The 15,139-nt window shown below is 41.2% G+C and carries 16 protein-coding genes; 3 read left to right on the top strand and 13 right to left on the bottom strand.

Features of this window, described 5'->3' with window-relative positions; translation table 11 throughout:
* On the top strand, window positions 1-336 hold a 336-nt coding region (locus tag CCS02_RS20280; protein WP_198515429.1), incomplete at its 5' end, for a YDG domain-containing protein.
* 28 nt (window positions 337-364) lie between these two features.
* The gene (locus CCS02_RS22580) at window positions 365-436 is read left to right on the top strand and encodes an ESPR-type extended signal peptide-containing protein (RefSeq protein ID WP_072842433.1); all 72 of its coding nucleotides are present in this window, start codon (window positions 365-367) and stop codon (window positions 434-436) included.
* Window positions 437-471: 35 nt separating this feature from the next.
* On the opposite strand, the gene CCS02_RS20270 is transcribed toward CCS02_RS22580, so the two are convergent.
* Window positions 472-1,389 carry a LysR family transcriptional regulator gene (locus tag CCS02_RS20270; RefSeq protein ID WP_100637546.1) on the bottom strand — a complete coding sequence of 306 codons (918 nt, stop codon included), beginning with the start codon at window positions 1,387-1,389 and terminating at the stop codon, window positions 472-474.
* 113 nt (window positions 1,390-1,502) lie between these two features.
* On the opposite strand from CCS02_RS20270, the gene CCS02_RS20265 reads away from it, so the two are divergent.
* Complete coding sequence (locus CCS02_RS20265) at window positions 1,503-2,627, top strand: alkene reductase (protein ID WP_100637545.1); 1,125 nt, start codon at window positions 1,503-1,505, stop codon at window positions 2,625-2,627.
* Window positions 2,628-2,707: 80 nt separating this feature from the next.
* Here CCS02_RS20265 and CCS02_RS20260 read toward each other — a convergent pair whose 3' ends face one another.
* From CCS02_RS20260 to CCS02_RS20205, 12 genes are all read right to left on the bottom strand, one after another.
* Complete coding sequence (locus CCS02_RS20260; protein WP_072842429.1) at window positions 2,708-3,532, bottom strand: phosphodiesterase; 825 nt, start codon at window positions 3,530-3,532, stop codon at window positions 2,708-2,710.
* Window positions 3,526-4,620: an ABC transporter ATP-binding protein gene (locus tag CCS02_RS20255; RefSeq protein WP_100637544.1), complete on the bottom strand. Its 1,095-nt coding sequence runs from the start codon at window positions 4,618-4,620 to the stop codon at window positions 3,526-3,528. The genes CCS02_RS20260 and CCS02_RS20255 overlap by 7 nt, the downstream gene beginning before the upstream one ends.
* A 44-nt stretch (window positions 4,621-4,664) precedes the next feature.
* Window positions 4,665-5,453: an ABC transporter permease gene (locus tag CCS02_RS20250; protein ID WP_072842427.1), complete on the bottom strand. Its 789-nt coding sequence runs from the start codon at window positions 5,451-5,453 to the stop codon at window positions 4,665-4,667.
* A gap of 1 nt (window position 5,454) precedes the next feature.
* Window positions 5,455-6,267 (bottom strand): ABC transporter permease, encoded by an 813-nt coding sequence (locus tag CCS02_RS20245; protein ID WP_100637543.1) that lies wholly within the window; start codon window positions 6,265-6,267, stop codon window positions 5,455-5,457.
* Between the two features lie 82 nt (window positions 6,268-6,349).
* Window positions 6,350-7,357 (bottom strand): ABC transporter substrate-binding protein, encoded by a 1,008-nt coding sequence (locus CCS02_RS20240; RefSeq protein ID WP_072842425.1) that lies wholly within the window; start codon window positions 7,355-7,357, stop codon window positions 6,350-6,352.
* 18 nt (window positions 7,358-7,375) lie between these two features.
* On the bottom strand, window positions 7,376-8,395 hold the full coding sequence (locus CCS02_RS20235) for a substrate-binding domain-containing protein (RefSeq protein ID WP_100637542.1): 1,020 nt from the start codon (window positions 8,393-8,395) through the stop codon (window positions 7,376-7,378).
* A gap of 280 nt (window positions 8,396-8,675) precedes the next feature.
* The gene (locus CCS02_RS20230; protein ID WP_100187134.1) at window positions 8,676-9,464 is read right to left on the bottom strand and encodes a nucleoside-specific channel-forming Tsx family protein; all 789 of its coding nucleotides are present in this window, start codon (window positions 9,462-9,464) and stop codon (window positions 8,676-8,678) included.
* A 306-nt stretch (window positions 9,465-9,770) separates the two neighbouring features.
* Entirely contained in the window at window positions 9,771-10,910 is a 1,140-nt protein-coding gene (locus CCS02_RS20225) for a GGDEF domain-containing protein (RefSeq protein WP_100637541.1), read from the bottom strand.
* Window positions 10,907-11,473 (bottom strand): hypothetical protein, encoded by a 567-nt coding sequence (locus CCS02_RS20220; protein ID WP_100187132.1) that lies wholly within the window; start codon window positions 11,471-11,473, stop codon window positions 10,907-10,909. Before CCS02_RS20220 ends, CCS02_RS20225 begins: the two co-directional genes overlap by 4 nt.
* 197 nt (window positions 11,474-11,670) lie before the next feature.
* Window positions 11,671-13,341, bottom strand: coding sequence for a GGDEF domain-containing protein (locus tag CCS02_RS20215; protein ID WP_100637540.1), 1,671 nt, complete (start codon window positions 13,339-13,341; stop codon window positions 11,671-11,673).
* A gap of 146 nt (window positions 13,342-13,487) precedes the next feature.
* The gene (locus CCS02_RS20210; protein WP_100637539.1) at window positions 13,488-13,817 is read right to left on the bottom strand and encodes a chaperone modulator CbpM; all 330 of its coding nucleotides are present in this window, start codon (window positions 13,815-13,817) and stop codon (window positions 13,488-13,490) included.
* Between the two features lie 3 nt (window positions 13,818-13,820).
* A complete protein-coding gene (locus CCS02_RS20205) occupies window positions 13,821-14,795 on the bottom strand; it encodes a DnaJ C-terminal domain-containing protein (RefSeq protein ID WP_100637538.1) in 975 nt (324 codons plus the stop codon).
* Window positions 14,796-15,139 lie beyond the last annotated feature (344 nt).

Below are 15,139 nucleotides of genomic sequence, written 5' to 3'. Positions count from 1 at the left end.
ACTGGCATGGTGTCTGGGGATGACTTAATGGTAGCGTCCGCTTCAGGTGCATTTACCGATAATAACTACGGTACTAATAAAATGGTAAGCATTTTCAATATAAGACTTGGAGGTGCTGATGCGTCCAATTATATCTTGGCAAACACCTCTGCCGTGAGTGCTGCAGACATACTTCCTGTTAATGCACCCATTTATTCCTCTACAAATGAGCTTCCCGTTGACTGGCTAACTCCATCCTCCGAAACGCTCAATACAACTCAAGACTTGATACAGACAAACAGAATGAGCGTAAATACCGACAAGGGAGCAACCTTGTTATTTGAGGGTGAACTGTAATGTATAAATACGTTCTGAGAGAACAACCATGAACAAGAGCTATAAAGATACTTATTCAAAAAACCTTGGCTGTTTGGTGGTTGTGTCCGAGTCTGCATAATGTGCTGGTGATGTTCGCCATGAACATCACCACGATTAAATAGGCAATAAACGCTGTGATTCTTCATCAAAACGCTTAAGTAGAAAATCAAGAAACGCTCGGACTCTCGCTGGCATATAGCGATTACGATGATACAAAGCATGAGCAGGAACCTCAGCAGAGGTCCATTCTGGTAATACTATTTCCAGACGTTTTTCATGAATATCCTTCGCCACATCCCAAATAGATTTTAGGGAAATTCCATGACCATCCATCGCCCACTGACGAGCTACCGCGCCGTCATTCGTTACTCGTGCATTGTCCATCGAAACCCGGACACTTTCTACTTCCTCTGCACTAGTGAAGCGCCAATCAATGATCGGGCCATTATTCGAACTTAAGACAATACAAGGGAACCGAACAAGGTCCTCAGGAGATTGGGGATAGCCAAATCTTTTAAGATAATCAGGAGAGGCACACAATACACGCCTATTTTTCGCTAATTTACGGGCAATAAACAAACTATCCTGAGGCTCGCCAAAACGAATGGCTAAATCAATATCCTCACGATGCAAGCTGGATAAAGAATCAGATAGTAACAAAGTGAACTGCACATCAGGATAAATCGCATTAAATTCATCCAGCCAGCCAGTAAGCATATGTCGGCCAAAGTCTGATGTGGCTGATATACGAATTCGACCACTAACAGCCTGAGTGCGATTTTCTAGAAAAGCAAAACCATCATCAAGCGCCTGCAAGCCTTGTTGGCAATACAACAGAAAAGCTTTGCCTTCATCAGTAAGACGAAGGCTGCGCGTTGTCCGCTCAAACAATCTAGACTTTAATTGCGTTTCAAGATTGTTAAGCCGCGCACTCGCAGCGGCTGGCGACAATCCCAACTTGCGACCCGCCGCCGAGATAACTCCTAAGTTTGCCGCTTCGACAAACAGTCTAATATCACCAATATTCTGCATCATTATTCCAAATAATTTGATAATAGCTCAAACAATAGACCAATTATCAAAAAGATAAAACAGATGAATAATATTCCCTTAGATAGTCATTTATTCATTAGGAGATAACCAAAATGCCAACGAACAATACCACTCAGACAACACTTTTTTCACCGCTAACATTTTTAGGACAAGAACGACCACATCGTGTTGTTATGGCGCCAATGACTCGCGCTAGAAGCACTCAACCAGGTGATATTCCAAATCAAATGAATGCGATCTATTACGCACAACGCGCATCAGCAGCGCTTATCATTACCGAAGCGACGCAGATCTCACCGCAAGGAAAGGGTTACTCTTTTACTCCTGGAATTCACAGTGCAGAACAAGTGGAAGGATGGCGCTTAGTGACGAAAGCGGTTCATGCCAAAGGCGGTAAAATATTTCTACAACTTTGGCACGTTGGCCGTATGTCTCACCCAGATTTTCACCAAGGAGATTTGCCTGTAGCCCCTTCCGCGGTGCCATTTGAAGGACAAATATGGAAAGTAGACCCTACCACCAATAGAGGAATCATGGTCGATTGCCCAACTCCTAGAGCATTAAGCAAAGAAGAAATTGCAGCCATCATCAAGGATTTTCGACAGGCGGCACAAAATGCAATAGATGCAGGTTTCGACGGTGTTGAAATTCACGGAGCAAACGGTTATTTGATCGATCAATTTCTTCGCACCACCTCCAACATTCGACACGACGAATATGGCGGCTCACGAGAAAACCGTCTGCGTCTCCTAAAAGAAGTAGTTATTGCAGTGGCCGACCAAATAGGTCCACAGCGCACAGCCATCCGCTTAGCGCCGTTTTTAACCGCACGAGGTATGAATTGCCCAGATATTTTACCAACAATTAGCGACGCCACTGAGTTCTTAAATTGTCTAGGCATTGCCTATCTACACCTTGTCGAGGCTGATTGGGACGATGCACCAACGTTCACCGAATCTTTTAGACAAACAATACGCCAAAATTTCAGTGGTCTAATAATAGTTGCTGGTAAATACGACCTTCCTAGCGCGGAATGGGTCATCTCAAATGGCTATGCTGACCTAGTTGCTTTTGGGAGAGACTTTATAGCGAATCCAGATTTACCGAGACGTTTAGAGCAAAACTTACCTCTTGCCTCCTTCGACGGATCGACGCTGTTTAGCGGTTCTGAGATAGGATACAGTGATTACCCAGCGTGGGGAGAAGATAATATCTAATACGAAAACTCACCTGTCATAAAGCGAGAGTCTGTCATGCAATATGACAGGCTCTCAAACTAATAAAAACTGATAAAATCTCAATCAATCAGCTTGTTGTTCTCGTCGAAAAAGGGAAACGGTCCTGCCGACTTTTCTCCTGACTCAATGTAACTGATATGACTCACGACACTATCTAGTCCAAGTTTAAATAATTGAATGGCTGGCGGCTCCAAGGAAAACTTCGATGGCGCATTGGGGTTTAAATCCAAGGTCACGGCATGGCTATGAGATGGTCCAACCCAAACCGGCAAGCCATTCCATGTGGCGTATATGGCACGATGTAAGTGCCCTGCTACCAAACCTTTGACTTGTTCATGGTGTTGAAGCACTTGCCATAGAGCATCGTCATTGAGAAGTTTTTGCACATCCATATGATCAATGCCCACCTTCATCGGCGGATGATGAAGAAAAATCATTGTCGGCAATACGTTTTGTTCACAAAGCTTGGCATCCAACCAAGCTAACGATTCTGGCGTTAGTCTTCCATAAGGTTTACCTAAGACAGAGGAATCCAGACCAATTAAATGGTAGCCATCGACTAATTGGGAAAAATGGCAGTATTCAGGGTGATCAAAACTCGCAAATCCATCGAAAGCTACACGAAGGTGATCCCTGTGATCATGATTACCAGGGATCACTTTAACAGGCGCCTTAAGTTTTTTTAGCTCAGGAACTAAGACATCGTATTCTTCAGGCGTACCAAAATCGCCTAAGTCACCGGTTACCACCACCCAATCAGGTTGAGGTGATAAAGCATTTATATGACTTACTGCATTTTTTAAGCACTGCAAAGTATCTACTTTTTGATAAGCGATTTTGCCATTCTTTTTGATGTGTAAATCGGTTAACTGAGCAATTAGCATACTACTTCCTCCGATCCAAGATTAGGCAACAACACAAGACATAAAGGTGGAATCACTAAGCCAACCCGATCACCTTTGCTGTAGCGCTTTCGCTCAAAACAATCCACATGTACCAACTCCTTCACCCCTTCGACGCTGACTAGCACTCGTGTTCTGTCTCCTAAAAACACGCTATGTGAAACAGCGCCTTTTAGCGTGGCATCTTCAAACGAAGTTAATCGCACATCTTCAGGACGCGTCATACAACGGATTCGCTCGCCCTCTTTGTAGGTGGAATACAAGGTTTCAGGTAACGGAATAAAATTCGATCTAAAAGACAGGGCTTGACCATTCAGCAGGCCATCAAAGTGGTTCATCTGACCAATAAAATTCGCCACAAACTCGCTTTTAGGCGATAAATAAACCTCTTCTGCCGTACCAATTTGCGCAATTTCACCACGATCCAAAATCGCAATACGATCTCCCATCGCCATGGCTTCTTCTTGATCATGAGTTACATAGACGGCCGTGATGCCTAAACGTTTCAACAAGGCATTAATGTTCGTTCGCAAGCGTTTTTTCAGTAAGGCATCCAAGGCAGACAAAGGCTCATCGAGCAAGAGCACTTCAGGTTCGGTAATAATGGCACGCGCCAAAGCGACTCGTTGACGCTGACCACCCGATAACTGATCAATGCCACGGTGGGCGTAAGGTTCTAGATCAAACAGCTCAAGCATTTCTTGGACTTTTTTCTCTTTTAACTCTTTGCTTTCACCACGTACTCGCAATCCATAAGCGATGTTCTCGCTCACGTTCATATTGGGAAACAAGGCATAGGATTGAAACACCATGCCGACTCGACGTTGTTCGATGGCAACGTTGGTGACATCTCTTTCACCAAACAAAATTTGGCCGCCTTGATCACAAAACTCTAAGCCAGCTATAAGGCGCAACGTCGTGGTTTTGCCACAACCAGAAGGCCCAAGTAAAACTAAAATTTCACCCTTTTCAATGTGTAGATCCAAGGGTTTCAAGGCCAATGTGCCATCAGAGAAGGTTTTCTGAACCTGCTTTAAGGTGATCGCTACACTTGTTGATGCATTTTTCATTATGTTACTCATCTTGTTTATTCGTAGATGCGTTTAAATCCGGATTAAGCAGTGCGTTTGGGTTTGCGATTCAACCACTGCGCGGCGATCAATAAAGGCAAAATCATTCCTAGAAAAATCAACGTATAGGCTGAGCTGACTTCCAAACGCATGGAGGCATATGAATCCGCCAAACCAACTGGCAAGGTCTTAGTCAGTGGTGTATGCAACATCCACGTCAGGTTAAATTCCCCAGCGGATAAAGTCAGTGTCATCAAGATGCCACTGACAATCCCTGTTTTGCAATTGGGCACGATGACATGAAAAAAACGCTGCCAAAAACTCGCCCCCAAACTGGCAGCTCCTTCTTCCAACACACGAAAGTTAATGCTTTGTAAAACCGCCAATACTGACTTCACCATGAAAGGCAAAGTGAAGATCACATGCCCAACTAAGATAAACAGCCAACTCATGCGAAATTCACTGATACCGCCATAAACAGAAATCAGACCAAGCGCAATTGCCATACCGGGAATGGCGATGGGTAGCGTCAAGCATTCATCCAAAAACGCTGATAATTTGCTCCGTGTACGCGCTAAATAATACGCACAAGGCACCCCGACACAGAGATTCACCAAAGTGGTCACCAAGGCAATTTCCATGGTTAACCAAATGGTATCGGAATACAGTGTCCACACCTGCTCAACCCATCGAAGAGTCAGGCCGCTCTTAACGCCAACAAAATAGTTATTCGTTAGGCCTGCCGTGATCGACATAAAGATCGGCACAATCAAGAAAGCACAAACGAGCAAGGTGAAAGCAAGCTGCAAATAAAAATACATCCCCTTTTTCATATCAGCCTCCCATTCCTAATGACGAACCACCTTGGCGACGCGCGATGGTCAAACACAACCAAGTAATAAACCCAAGAATCAAGCTCAATGCCGCTGCCATGGCAAAGTTCGCGTTTAGAGTAAATTCGGTATAAATCGTCATGGGTAGAACGTTCAGATTGGTCGCCAAGGTAAACGCTGTACCAAAAGCGCCCATGGAAGTGGCAAAACAAATAGAGCCAGAGGAAATCAAACCCGGTGTTAAAGCAGGCAAAGTCACATCTCGTAATAACTGCCAGCGATTAGCGCCTAACGAGCGGCCCGCTTCGATCAAGTTATGATCCAGTTTCTCTGCCGCGCCCATCACGGTAAGCACGACACGAGGAATAGAAAAGTACAAATAGCCAATAAACAAACCGGAGATAGAATAGGCTAATGTCCAACGCTCACCCGTAAGGGTAAGACCAAGCTCAGCAAATAAGCCTTGTCGACCCGCTAACATGATGACAAAAAAACCAATCACCACACCGGGAAACACTAACGGAAAACTCAACATCGCGACCAATATCGATTTGCCTTTGAACTCATAGCGAGTCAAAAATAGTCCCACAATAGTAGCAACAACCAAACTGGCTATGGTCACCACAGCAGACAGTAAAAAGGTCGACCAAAGGCTTTTTAAATACATCGGCTTGGTCAAGATGTACCAATAGCTAATGCCATGCTGCTCCGCCAATGACAGCCATACCAGCTTCGCCATAGGCAATAGAAAAAATGCCAGACTGACAATCAGCGCGGGAATAATTAATAGAGAATATTGTCTGTTTTTCTTCATAAAAATATTTCGTTACATGATTTCTTAAATACGAGCAAGTAAATAAAAGAGCGGCATACTTCCCGCTCTTTTCATCATTACATTAACGAACTTCGTTTAAATATCGCTGAGCAAAACCACTTTGAGCCTCTGCCATCTTGGCAAAGTCCACGGTTTTGGCGCGTTTATAATCCGACTCAGGTAAGAATTTCGCTTCAATTTCAGGCGTCATTGCAGTGGCAATGACAGGACGAAGGTAGGCTTCAGCCCATACTTGTTGACCCTTATCCGATAAAACAAAATCTAATACTTTGTGGCCATTTTCTGGATGTGGCGAGTTCTTCACCGCACTCATCACATAAGGCACAACAACAGAGCCTTCTTGAGGAATGACAAACTGCACATTCGCACTGTCTTTGTATTTAGCGCGGTATGCGTTGAAGTCGTAATCAAGAAGAATCGGGATTTCACCGGATATGACACGAGCGTAAGCGGTTTGCTTCGGAACAATCGGTTGGTTCTTAGCCAACTTTTTGAAGTAATCAATTGCTGGGGTAAAGTTGCTCATATCACCGCCAAAAGATTGGTTAATGGCCACCGCACTGGCATAACCCACAAAGGCGCTGGTCGGATCAAGATAAGCAACCATGCCCTTGTATTCTGGCTTTAAAAGGTCGTTCCATGATTGCGGAACGGGTCTACCATCTAACGCATCTTTATTAACAAAAAAGCCAATGGTGCCAGAATGAATCGCGAACCAGCGACCTTGGGGATCTTTTAGACCTTGAGGGATTTTGTCCCAGTTTTTCGGTTTATAGGATGCAACAACGCCCTTTTCTGCCGCTTTGATACCAAAAGACACACCGTAATAAACCACATCGGCCACGGGGCTATTTTCTTCTGCGACTAATTGCGACAAAGACTGACCCGAGTTTTTGTTATCCATTGGAATGGAAATACCTAGATCCTTTTTGATCAGTTCAAGCTGTCCACCCCAATTCGCCCATTCCGGTGGACAGTTATAACAAATTGCATCCGCTGCGTAAGACGCTCCTGCTGTTAGTCCTAACGATAGAACCGCCAGTTTAGAAACCTTTTTAAAGATACTCATCGAACTTTCTCCTTCTATTTAAAGAACGTTTCGCATTATGGATGGCTGACATTCAGCCACGGTTCCCACAAAGTGGGTTTGGTAATCTAACTTTCTTGCTAAAGACAACGCTGATTTATGCTTAGCGTTAAACAACAAATCCACAGCACATAGCCCCATATCATGATGCGGCACCTGAATCGTGGCCAATGGGGGATACAGAATTTGCCCCAACGCCATACCATCAAAGCCAACGACTGAGACGGTTTCTGGCACAAGAACACCTTTTGTCTTGAGGTGATTTACTAGTTTTAACGCCAACAAATCATTGCTGCAAAACCAGGCAGTTGGTGCGCTTGAGGAATCAAAAAGAGACGATTGGGTTTGATCAAATGGTGTTAAGGCGTATTGATCGACTTCGACCAACTGCACAGAAGATAAAGATGAATCTTTTTTCAAACACTCGGTAAAGCCCAAATATCGCTGTTTGGCTCTATCAGAAGATTGAAAACGCCCTGCCACCATGCCAATTCGTTTGTGTCCGAGCGCCAAGAATTGTTCTGCGACTTCGCTGCCTGCTTGATAGTTATCGACATACACGCAAGGCTCATCTGACGATTGGTTATGTACGAGACAAAAAGGAAAGTTGAACTCGCGTAATAAAGACAACGCTTCGTTGTCTTCTACCGAGGCGGTGGTCAAAATCACGCCTGCGACACGCTGGCGAATCAAGTCGATAATCGCCTGCTTTTCAAGACTACGTTCATATTGGGTATCAACAACAATGACGGAATAGCCGAAATGGCGAGCTCGCTTCTGTATCCCCGACACAATTTCAGAAAATACTGGATTAAGTAAACTTGGGATCATTACCCCGATAGTAGGGTTGTGATTCCAATCCACCTGTTTAAAAGCCTGATTAACATCATAGCCAGTTAGTTCAACCACTTTTTCAATACGAGCACGCGTTACTTCATTTAACGGACCGGTATTATTTAAGCATCGAGAGACAGTCGCAGGTGAAACACCCGCTAACGCTGCAACATCTTTGATGTTCATGATGACCTTCTTCGACAACAATAAGATGCAGCGAAGTATAGAAATCATAAGTGACGAATTTGTGACAAAAAAAGACACTTGTCTGCAAATTGAAAGATTTTAAATGCTATTTACTAGGTATTTAATAGAAGTTATCAACTGAAACGCTATCGTTTCATAGAAAAACGATGCATTAAAAAGATTAAAAAATAAACAAAATTAATCTCAAATATACGAAAGCCAACCATCAAAACTAATGACAGTTGGCTTTTGGGAGGGTGACTTTTGCTTTTAAAACTTTTTAGAACTTGTAAGTAGCAGAGATGTAATGAGAAAAGCCTGAAGATTTAAATCCAGATGAATCTTTAATACCATAAACATCTTTATAAATTTTCAAACCATAACCCAATGCATACTGCTTAGAATGCCAATACAAACCTTGAAACGTCGCTCCACCATCAGTAGCGGTTACATAATCACTATCCATACCAAACTGATAATCCACATAACCTTGATACGCTAAAAATGAACCACCATCAAAGTTCATAATAGGTTTAAACCAGTTTGCCGAAAACTGATAGCCATTCCAACCATTTCGACTACCAAAACTTTGATCATATAAAGCATATAAGTTCATACCTACTTTACCAAACCAAGGCATATCGACGTCCGCACCTAGACCTATAAAGGAATTATTTGTACCATTTTTACCTCCATCTAAACTAAACAGAGTTGATACATAAAGTTCTTGTACTGCACCAAACGACAGATCTTTTCCAGTCATACCATCTAATGAAAAACGAGGCGCTAACTTGAGGAACATCTTGTCATCGTCAGATTTATCATTACTATCGGTTGAGGTCACATTGAATATATCAAGGTACCCATATAGATCAACAACACCTGAACGACCACCAAATTCCATTTCAAGATAATCATGATTTGATTCGCCTGGTAGCTCGTCAAATGCGTACATCAAATTGAATTGTCGCCAAGAATAATCATTTTTATGAATATCATCTGAATAATCTGCAGCAAATCCTGTGCTAGCAAGAAGCAAAGTAGAAAGACCTAAAAGTGTTTTACTCATTCGTTTCCCCTCAATCAATACTGTGTTTTTAATGTGAATAATATATGACCGAATGGTCAGAATTATGCATATTACAGGTTTTTAAAGGTGGCGCAATTCAATTTAAATATTGTTAAATATAAATTTAAATTGCACAAAAATGGGAAAAAATGAATTTTTATTGCACCAAAATGGAATATTAAAAAATAGTATAGAAGACAGCCCCTAAGACCTAAATATCGAAAATTATAAATATTTTATACATTTCAATGCGCAGTTTTAGTGCAACATTCTAAAGCTTTGATTTTTCTCGCTGGACCAGAAAAATCAAAATTCAAGATTATTATCGTGAAGTACGAGCTTATTACGACCTTGTTTTTTAGCAAGATAAAGAGCTTGATCTGCATATTGGTAGATTTGACTGAAGGTAGTTTGTCGCTCTCCTTCATGGTGGTAAAGACCTGTACTGAGTGTGATGTGAATCAAAGCACTATTGTTCACCTTGATCTTAGTTTGCTCAACTGTTTGGCGGATTTCCTCACAAATTTTTATCGCTTCATTTTGTGTCTTATCTAAAAACAGTATGCAGAATTCCTCTCCGCCAAGTCGAGCGACAAAACTAGGAGCAGAAATAGAGTGTTCAAGTATATTGGCGATCACTTTAAGCACTTCATCGCCCGCTGGGTGGCCATACAAATCGTTTATTTTTTTGAAAAAATCTAAATCTAAAATAGCAAAGCCAATTTTTTTTGGTCTATTAAGCAGAGCCGTTTGCGCCTTTTCAGTAATAAAACGTCGATTAGGTAATTGTGTCAAATGGTCTCTATTATTTTGTATGATCAGGATTTCTTTGTGTTGATAAAGACGAATCAACGCAAACAAAAGGGCCGAAACAACCACCAGTATTGTGGCAATCAACCCCCAAATTAAAAACGTAAGCTCAGTCTTTAGACGACGCTCCACATCGGAAGCAGTTTGAATCATATAGTGTAACCCATCATAGGTCAGAGCCAGATCCAACTCTAATTGTGTAAGTTGCTTTACTAGTATGTTTTTTGTACTTTTGTCTTGTTCGAATAACACAATCTGTTGATTTACTGTTGGCAAAATCATATTAACTTCGCTTAGCACTCCTATACTATCGGCATAAACAAAGTCCTCAATTGTACTGTCACGTATCTTTCTATCGATTAGAGGAGATCGATATTGGATTCGTAATATGACTTTTTTTAACCCTTTCACATCAAAAAATGGGCTATCTGTTTCTAAATAGTACAAAGAGCTCTTCAAAAGATGAACATCTTCTTGAGCCTGAGTGATATCAATAGCCAGAGCCGTAAAATTCGAACCAAGCAACTGCCTAGATTGCTGTTGAAAATAAGATACAGCCCAAATACAAAGGCTTAAAAATAGAATAAAAACTAGCCAGATTCTGACTTGTATTTGCTTAATGCTGGTTGTAATCATTGGATTAATATTTCGTTGAGTGCCCAAATCCAGTAGTTCTTACTTTCCGTAAGGTGTGAAGCAAGGCCAACATCAGATGGAATAATTAACAACAAGGGACCTAAATTATTAGGAGAAATAGGCAAACCATTTAAACGTGTCACCATTAGATACTGTTTTCGATCCCTATTTTCTTTTGTAATAAACACTTCGTAGCCATCTATAGCAATAAAGCGCAGCCTTGGCGCATCGTTTAAGCCGTATTGTTTCAACAAATCAATCAGCCAAACACCACTAAAGCGTCCTTGAGGACCATCAAAATGAACCATTTCAGAAGTTTCAAACATAGGCAATGACTCTATATCTGCCATAGAGATCAAGACTTCTTGGCCAGGCATTCCTAAAGTAAGCACAGGCGATATATCAGAAGATGGGGGAAAATCACTAGAATGGACTTCTACTGAATAAGCTGGGATGGTTAAAAACGAAGACAATACCAGTATCAAAAATTGCCGAATAGAACAGAAGTTGATGACTTTATAGGCTTTTGTTTTGAACAAGACACAACTCAAAAAAAATTTCATAAATCCCCTTCTGAGTTTGCATCACTTGATGACGATGTCATTGAACGAATGTATATAGTACTGTTTTTTTCATCCTTATCCTGTTTCGTATCGTAATTTTTTGTCTAGGTTTTTAAAGCATGAGTATCTAATGCAACTAGCGAGGAGCATTCCGATATAGCAATAAGACCTCTGGAACTTGTATAAAGACAACTCTGTTAAGCACCAACAACTACACGATTTCGACCTTGCTCTTTAGCTTTGTAGAGAGCGGCGTCGGCACGGTTAAGCACTTGCTCATAATGACTATCATCTATTTCATACATAGCGACACCAAAACTCGCCGTAACATAAAGCCCGTCGCTCATCTCTTCTTTTTCAAGTGCTTCGCGAATCATTTCGGCTATGTTTTTTGCTTCGTCAGCATTCATATTTGGTAACAACACAGTAAATTCCTCACCGCCAAATCGAGCGACAATACCTTTTTCTCCAACTTGCACGGTAAGCAATTTTGCGATTTTTTGCAGCACCAAATCTCCCACAGTGTGACCGAAAGAATCATTTACTCTTTTGAAATGGTCTGCATCTGTCATAATCACTGCAAAAGGACATTTTGACTCTTGTGCTTGGCGATACTCTTTATGTAACGCCTCATCTAAAGCCAAACGATTATAGATGTGTGTTAGTGGATCTTTACGAGCAATCGCTTCTAGAGACCGATTACTGGCTTCTAACTCTGCCGTTCTATTTTTTACTTTTGTCTCTAGCATGACATTCATCTGCATCAAAGACTGCTCTCTCATCAATAAAGAAGACATCATTTCCTGCAAAGAACGACTTAAGCTTGCCACTTCTATCAACTTACTATCCGATTGAAAAGTTACCTTTCTATCTCCCTGCTGAATACTCTTTGCTGTCAGCGCTAATCGCTCCAATGGACGACTTAATGTGCCCGCAAATTGATAGGCAAGCAGCATACAAAGCAATGTCGCAAACACACCAAAAAAAAGTAACAACTTATGAACTTCATTTACTGCTGACATAGCAATAGACAATGGCTGACGTACAACGATTTGCCAAGCAAGATCTGTTGATTCAGGAGAGCGTACCGAAACTAAACTGGTTAGGTATTCTTTGTCATCCTGCCAAAGCAACGATTTAAATTGGCCATCTTTAGGCAGTGTTTTTGGTACTTCAATATCATTAGGAAAATGATAGTCTGGATATAAAACTCTGTGCTCATTATCGATAATAAAGATATCGATATTTTTTCGTTTCGAAGCATCGGTCAAAGAAGATAACAAAACCTCTTTAACCCAAGCCCAATCTGCATGAGTCGCGACTACGCCTTTCAACTCACCACTTTCACCTATTACAGGAGCGGCAAAATCGACAAAACGAATTGGCGAGCCATCCTTAGTCTTAGGCAGCAAGTTTTCAAGCAATAACGCTTTATGCACATTACCAATAAAAGGACCTGATTGACCACTAATGAACCAAGGTCGCTGACTGACATCTGCCTCTTTCAATACTCCATTACTTGACGCTAAAACCACTCCATCAACATTAGCAAAACCAATCCAAGCATAATCCTTGTAGGAGCTTTTAATTTGATCAATAGCGTACTGCAATCCGCTTAAGTCTTGAGTTTCATATAAGGAAGTACGCTTACTAAGCAGGACAACCTCACGTTCACGCTCCATTAAATTAGCCGACAACATATTTGAAATAGATTGGCTAAGATTTACCAGAGATTCACCGCTGGCTGTTGCAAGTCGACTAGAAGTCAGTTGATAGAAAGAGGTAATCAGCACCAAACTTAGAGAAAGCAACAAACCGCCAGATAATAGAGTAATGCGTTTTCTAAAAGTATCGAAACCTCTTAACATGATTTGGTAGGCCTATTTATAATAGTGAAAAGTAAACAGCATATTTCACTATTATAGTAACAGTCCCTACTTTCACTTTATACGCATAATTAAAACCATCCCTAAGCATTCAAAACAATTGCTAATGCATACAGCAAAACGTAATTCTATGGCAATTGACGGCTAAGTATGACGATCCGCTGTTGCAACTCTTCAATTTCATCCATCAACTCAAGGCTTAAAGCCACACCTGATAGGTTTAATTCCAACCCATTCATCAGACGTTGCGCCCGCTGCAATCGAACTAATGCATGGCTATTAAAATACCAAATAGATTCCGTTGATTGCTCAATTGGTTCAACTGGTTCCGCAATACCGTATTCGATCATTTCAACTATGATGTCTACATGAATATCACATCGTTCACAGACCTCTTCTAGAGTAAATAACACATGCTCATGTTGAGATTCAATGACCACTATCTCTGATTTAGACATCCTCTACCTCTCGAATACGTGGCGTGGGTTAAACTCCGACTCACACTCAGATAATTGTTGATAAAGCGCTTCGGCTTTACTGCTGTGTACTTTTGGTAAACTCACTTGTAAGGTCACGATCTGATCTCCAGCGACTTCACTTGACTTACCAACCAAACCCTTGCCTTTTATACGAAGTTTATTACCACTGGTCGCGCCTTTGGGGATTTTTAACTTTACTTTACCATTAAGCGTCGGTGCTTCTACACTGGTTCCCAAAGCAGCTTCCCAACAAGTAATAGGCAAAGTAAGTAAAATATTTTTGCCATCAACCGCAAAGTAAGGATGCGGCGCGAATTCAATTTCAAGTAATAAGTCCCCTGCTTTTCCTTCGCCAATGCCCGCTTCGCCTTGCCCCGACAAACGAATGTGCTGTCCCTGGATAACACCTGCAGGGATCTTTACATTTAAAGTTTTATCTCGCTGCCTTATAAAACCGTTTTGGTCTGGCTCGGAAACTCGCAAAGATAATTGTCGTTGGCAGCCAAGATGTGCTTCCTCCAAAAATAAAGCAATTTTATGATGTATATCGCGGCCTCGTTGATTGTTCGAGCGCTGGAAATCATCCGCTTGACGAAACCCTCCGCCTCCGCCACTCGCTCCAAAAATAGAATCGAAAAAGTCACTAAAATCTGCGTTACTACTTTGATTATGGGATCTTTGGCCTGCATGAGTTGATTGCCAATCAGGTGGTGGCTGGAAACCACCATCAGCTCGACGAGAACCTTGCTTACGCAACATATCGTATTCAGCACGCTTTTCTGGATCCTTTAAAACGGTATAGGCTTCGCCTACCTCTTTGAATTTCTGCTCAGCATTAGCTTCTTTACTGACATCGGGATGATATTTTCTAGCAAGTTTTCGATAGCTTGCTTTTATCGCAGAAGCATCGGCATTTTCAGCGACACCCAGAATCTTATAATAATCTTTAAATTCCATGCAGCTTCACTTCCATCGTAATCGACCTCGCTTACAAGCTCGTTCGTTAAATGTATTTTTGTCTTCTATCATCATAGACTCTTTAACAGCAATAGCGGCTTAAATTTCAAAAAAAATTGATATAAATCTAGATATGCGAAGTAAAAATATAAGGAAAAGAAAAAATCCATAACATATAAATGAGAACTACAAACCAAAAAACTGATAATACTTATAGAAAAATAAGATAAATAAAATTACAAAACAACGTTTCATTTTTAAATTTACATCAAAAATATAAATCATAAATAAAACCATCTCATTGCTAAAAATTGAAATCAATAAAAATTATAAATTTAATAGAT

Source organism: Marinomonas sp. ef1, from assembly GCF_002806845.1.
Lineage (GTDB): Bacteria > Pseudomonadota > Gammaproteobacteria > Pseudomonadales > Marinomonadaceae > Marinomonas > Marinomonas polaris.
Note: the sequence above shows the minus strand (reverse complement) of the source record. Positions and strands in the feature narration are given on the sequence as shown.

Bases quoted from the DNA above. Each gene is read 5' to 3' on its own strand.
- CCS02_RS20270 (WP_100637546.1), bottom strand. From the start codon at position 1,389: ATGCAGAATATTGGTGATATTAGACTGTTTGTCGAAGCGGCAAACTTA.
- CCS02_RS20265 (WP_100637545.1), top strand. From the start codon at position 1,503: ATGCCAACGAACAATACCACTCAGACAACACTTTTTTCACCGCTAACA.
- CCS02_RS20260 (WP_072842429.1), bottom strand. From the start codon at position 3,532: ATGCTAATTGCTCAGTTAACCGATTTACACATCAAAAAGAATGGCAAA.
- CCS02_RS20255 (WP_100637544.1), bottom strand. From the start codon at position 4,620: ATGAAAAATGCATCAACAAGTGTAGCGATCACCTTAAAGCAGGTTCAG.
- CCS02_RS20250 (WP_072842427.1), bottom strand. From the start codon at position 5,453: ATGAAAAAGGGGATGTATTTTTATTTGCAGCTTGCTTTCACCTTGCTC.
- CCS02_RS20245 (WP_100637543.1), bottom strand. From the start codon at position 6,267: ATGAAGAAAAACAGACAATATTCTCTATTAATTATTCCCGCGCTGATT.
- CCS02_RS20240 (WP_072842425.1), bottom strand. From the start codon at position 7,357: ATGAGTATCTTTAAAAAGGTTTCTAAACTGGCGGTTCTATCGTTAGGA.
- CCS02_RS20235 (WP_100637542.1), bottom strand. From the start codon at position 8,395: ATGAACATCAAAGATGTTGCAGCGTTAGCGGGTGTTTCACCTGCGACT.
- CCS02_RS20230 (WP_100187134.1), bottom strand. From the start codon at position 9,464: ATGAGTAAAACACTTTTAGGTCTTTCTACTTTGCTTCTTGCTAGCACA.
- CCS02_RS20225 (WP_100637541.1), bottom strand. From the start codon at position 10,910: ATGATTACAACCAGCATTAAGCAAATACAAGTCAGAATCTGGCTAGTT.
- CCS02_RS20220 (WP_100187132.1), bottom strand. From the start codon at position 11,473: ATGAAATTTTTTTTGAGTTGTGTCTTGTTCAAAACAAAAGCCTATAAA.
- CCS02_RS20215 (WP_100637540.1), bottom strand. From the start codon at position 13,341: ATGTTAAGAGGTTTCGATACTTTTAGAAAACGCATTACTCTATTATCT.
- CCS02_RS20210 (WP_100637539.1), bottom strand. From the start codon at position 13,817: ATGTCTAAATCAGAGATAGTGGTCATTGAATCTCAACATGAGCATGTG.
- CCS02_RS20205 (WP_100637538.1), bottom strand. From the start codon at position 14,795: ATGGAATTTAAAGATTATTATAAGATTCTGGGTGTCGCTGAAAATGCC.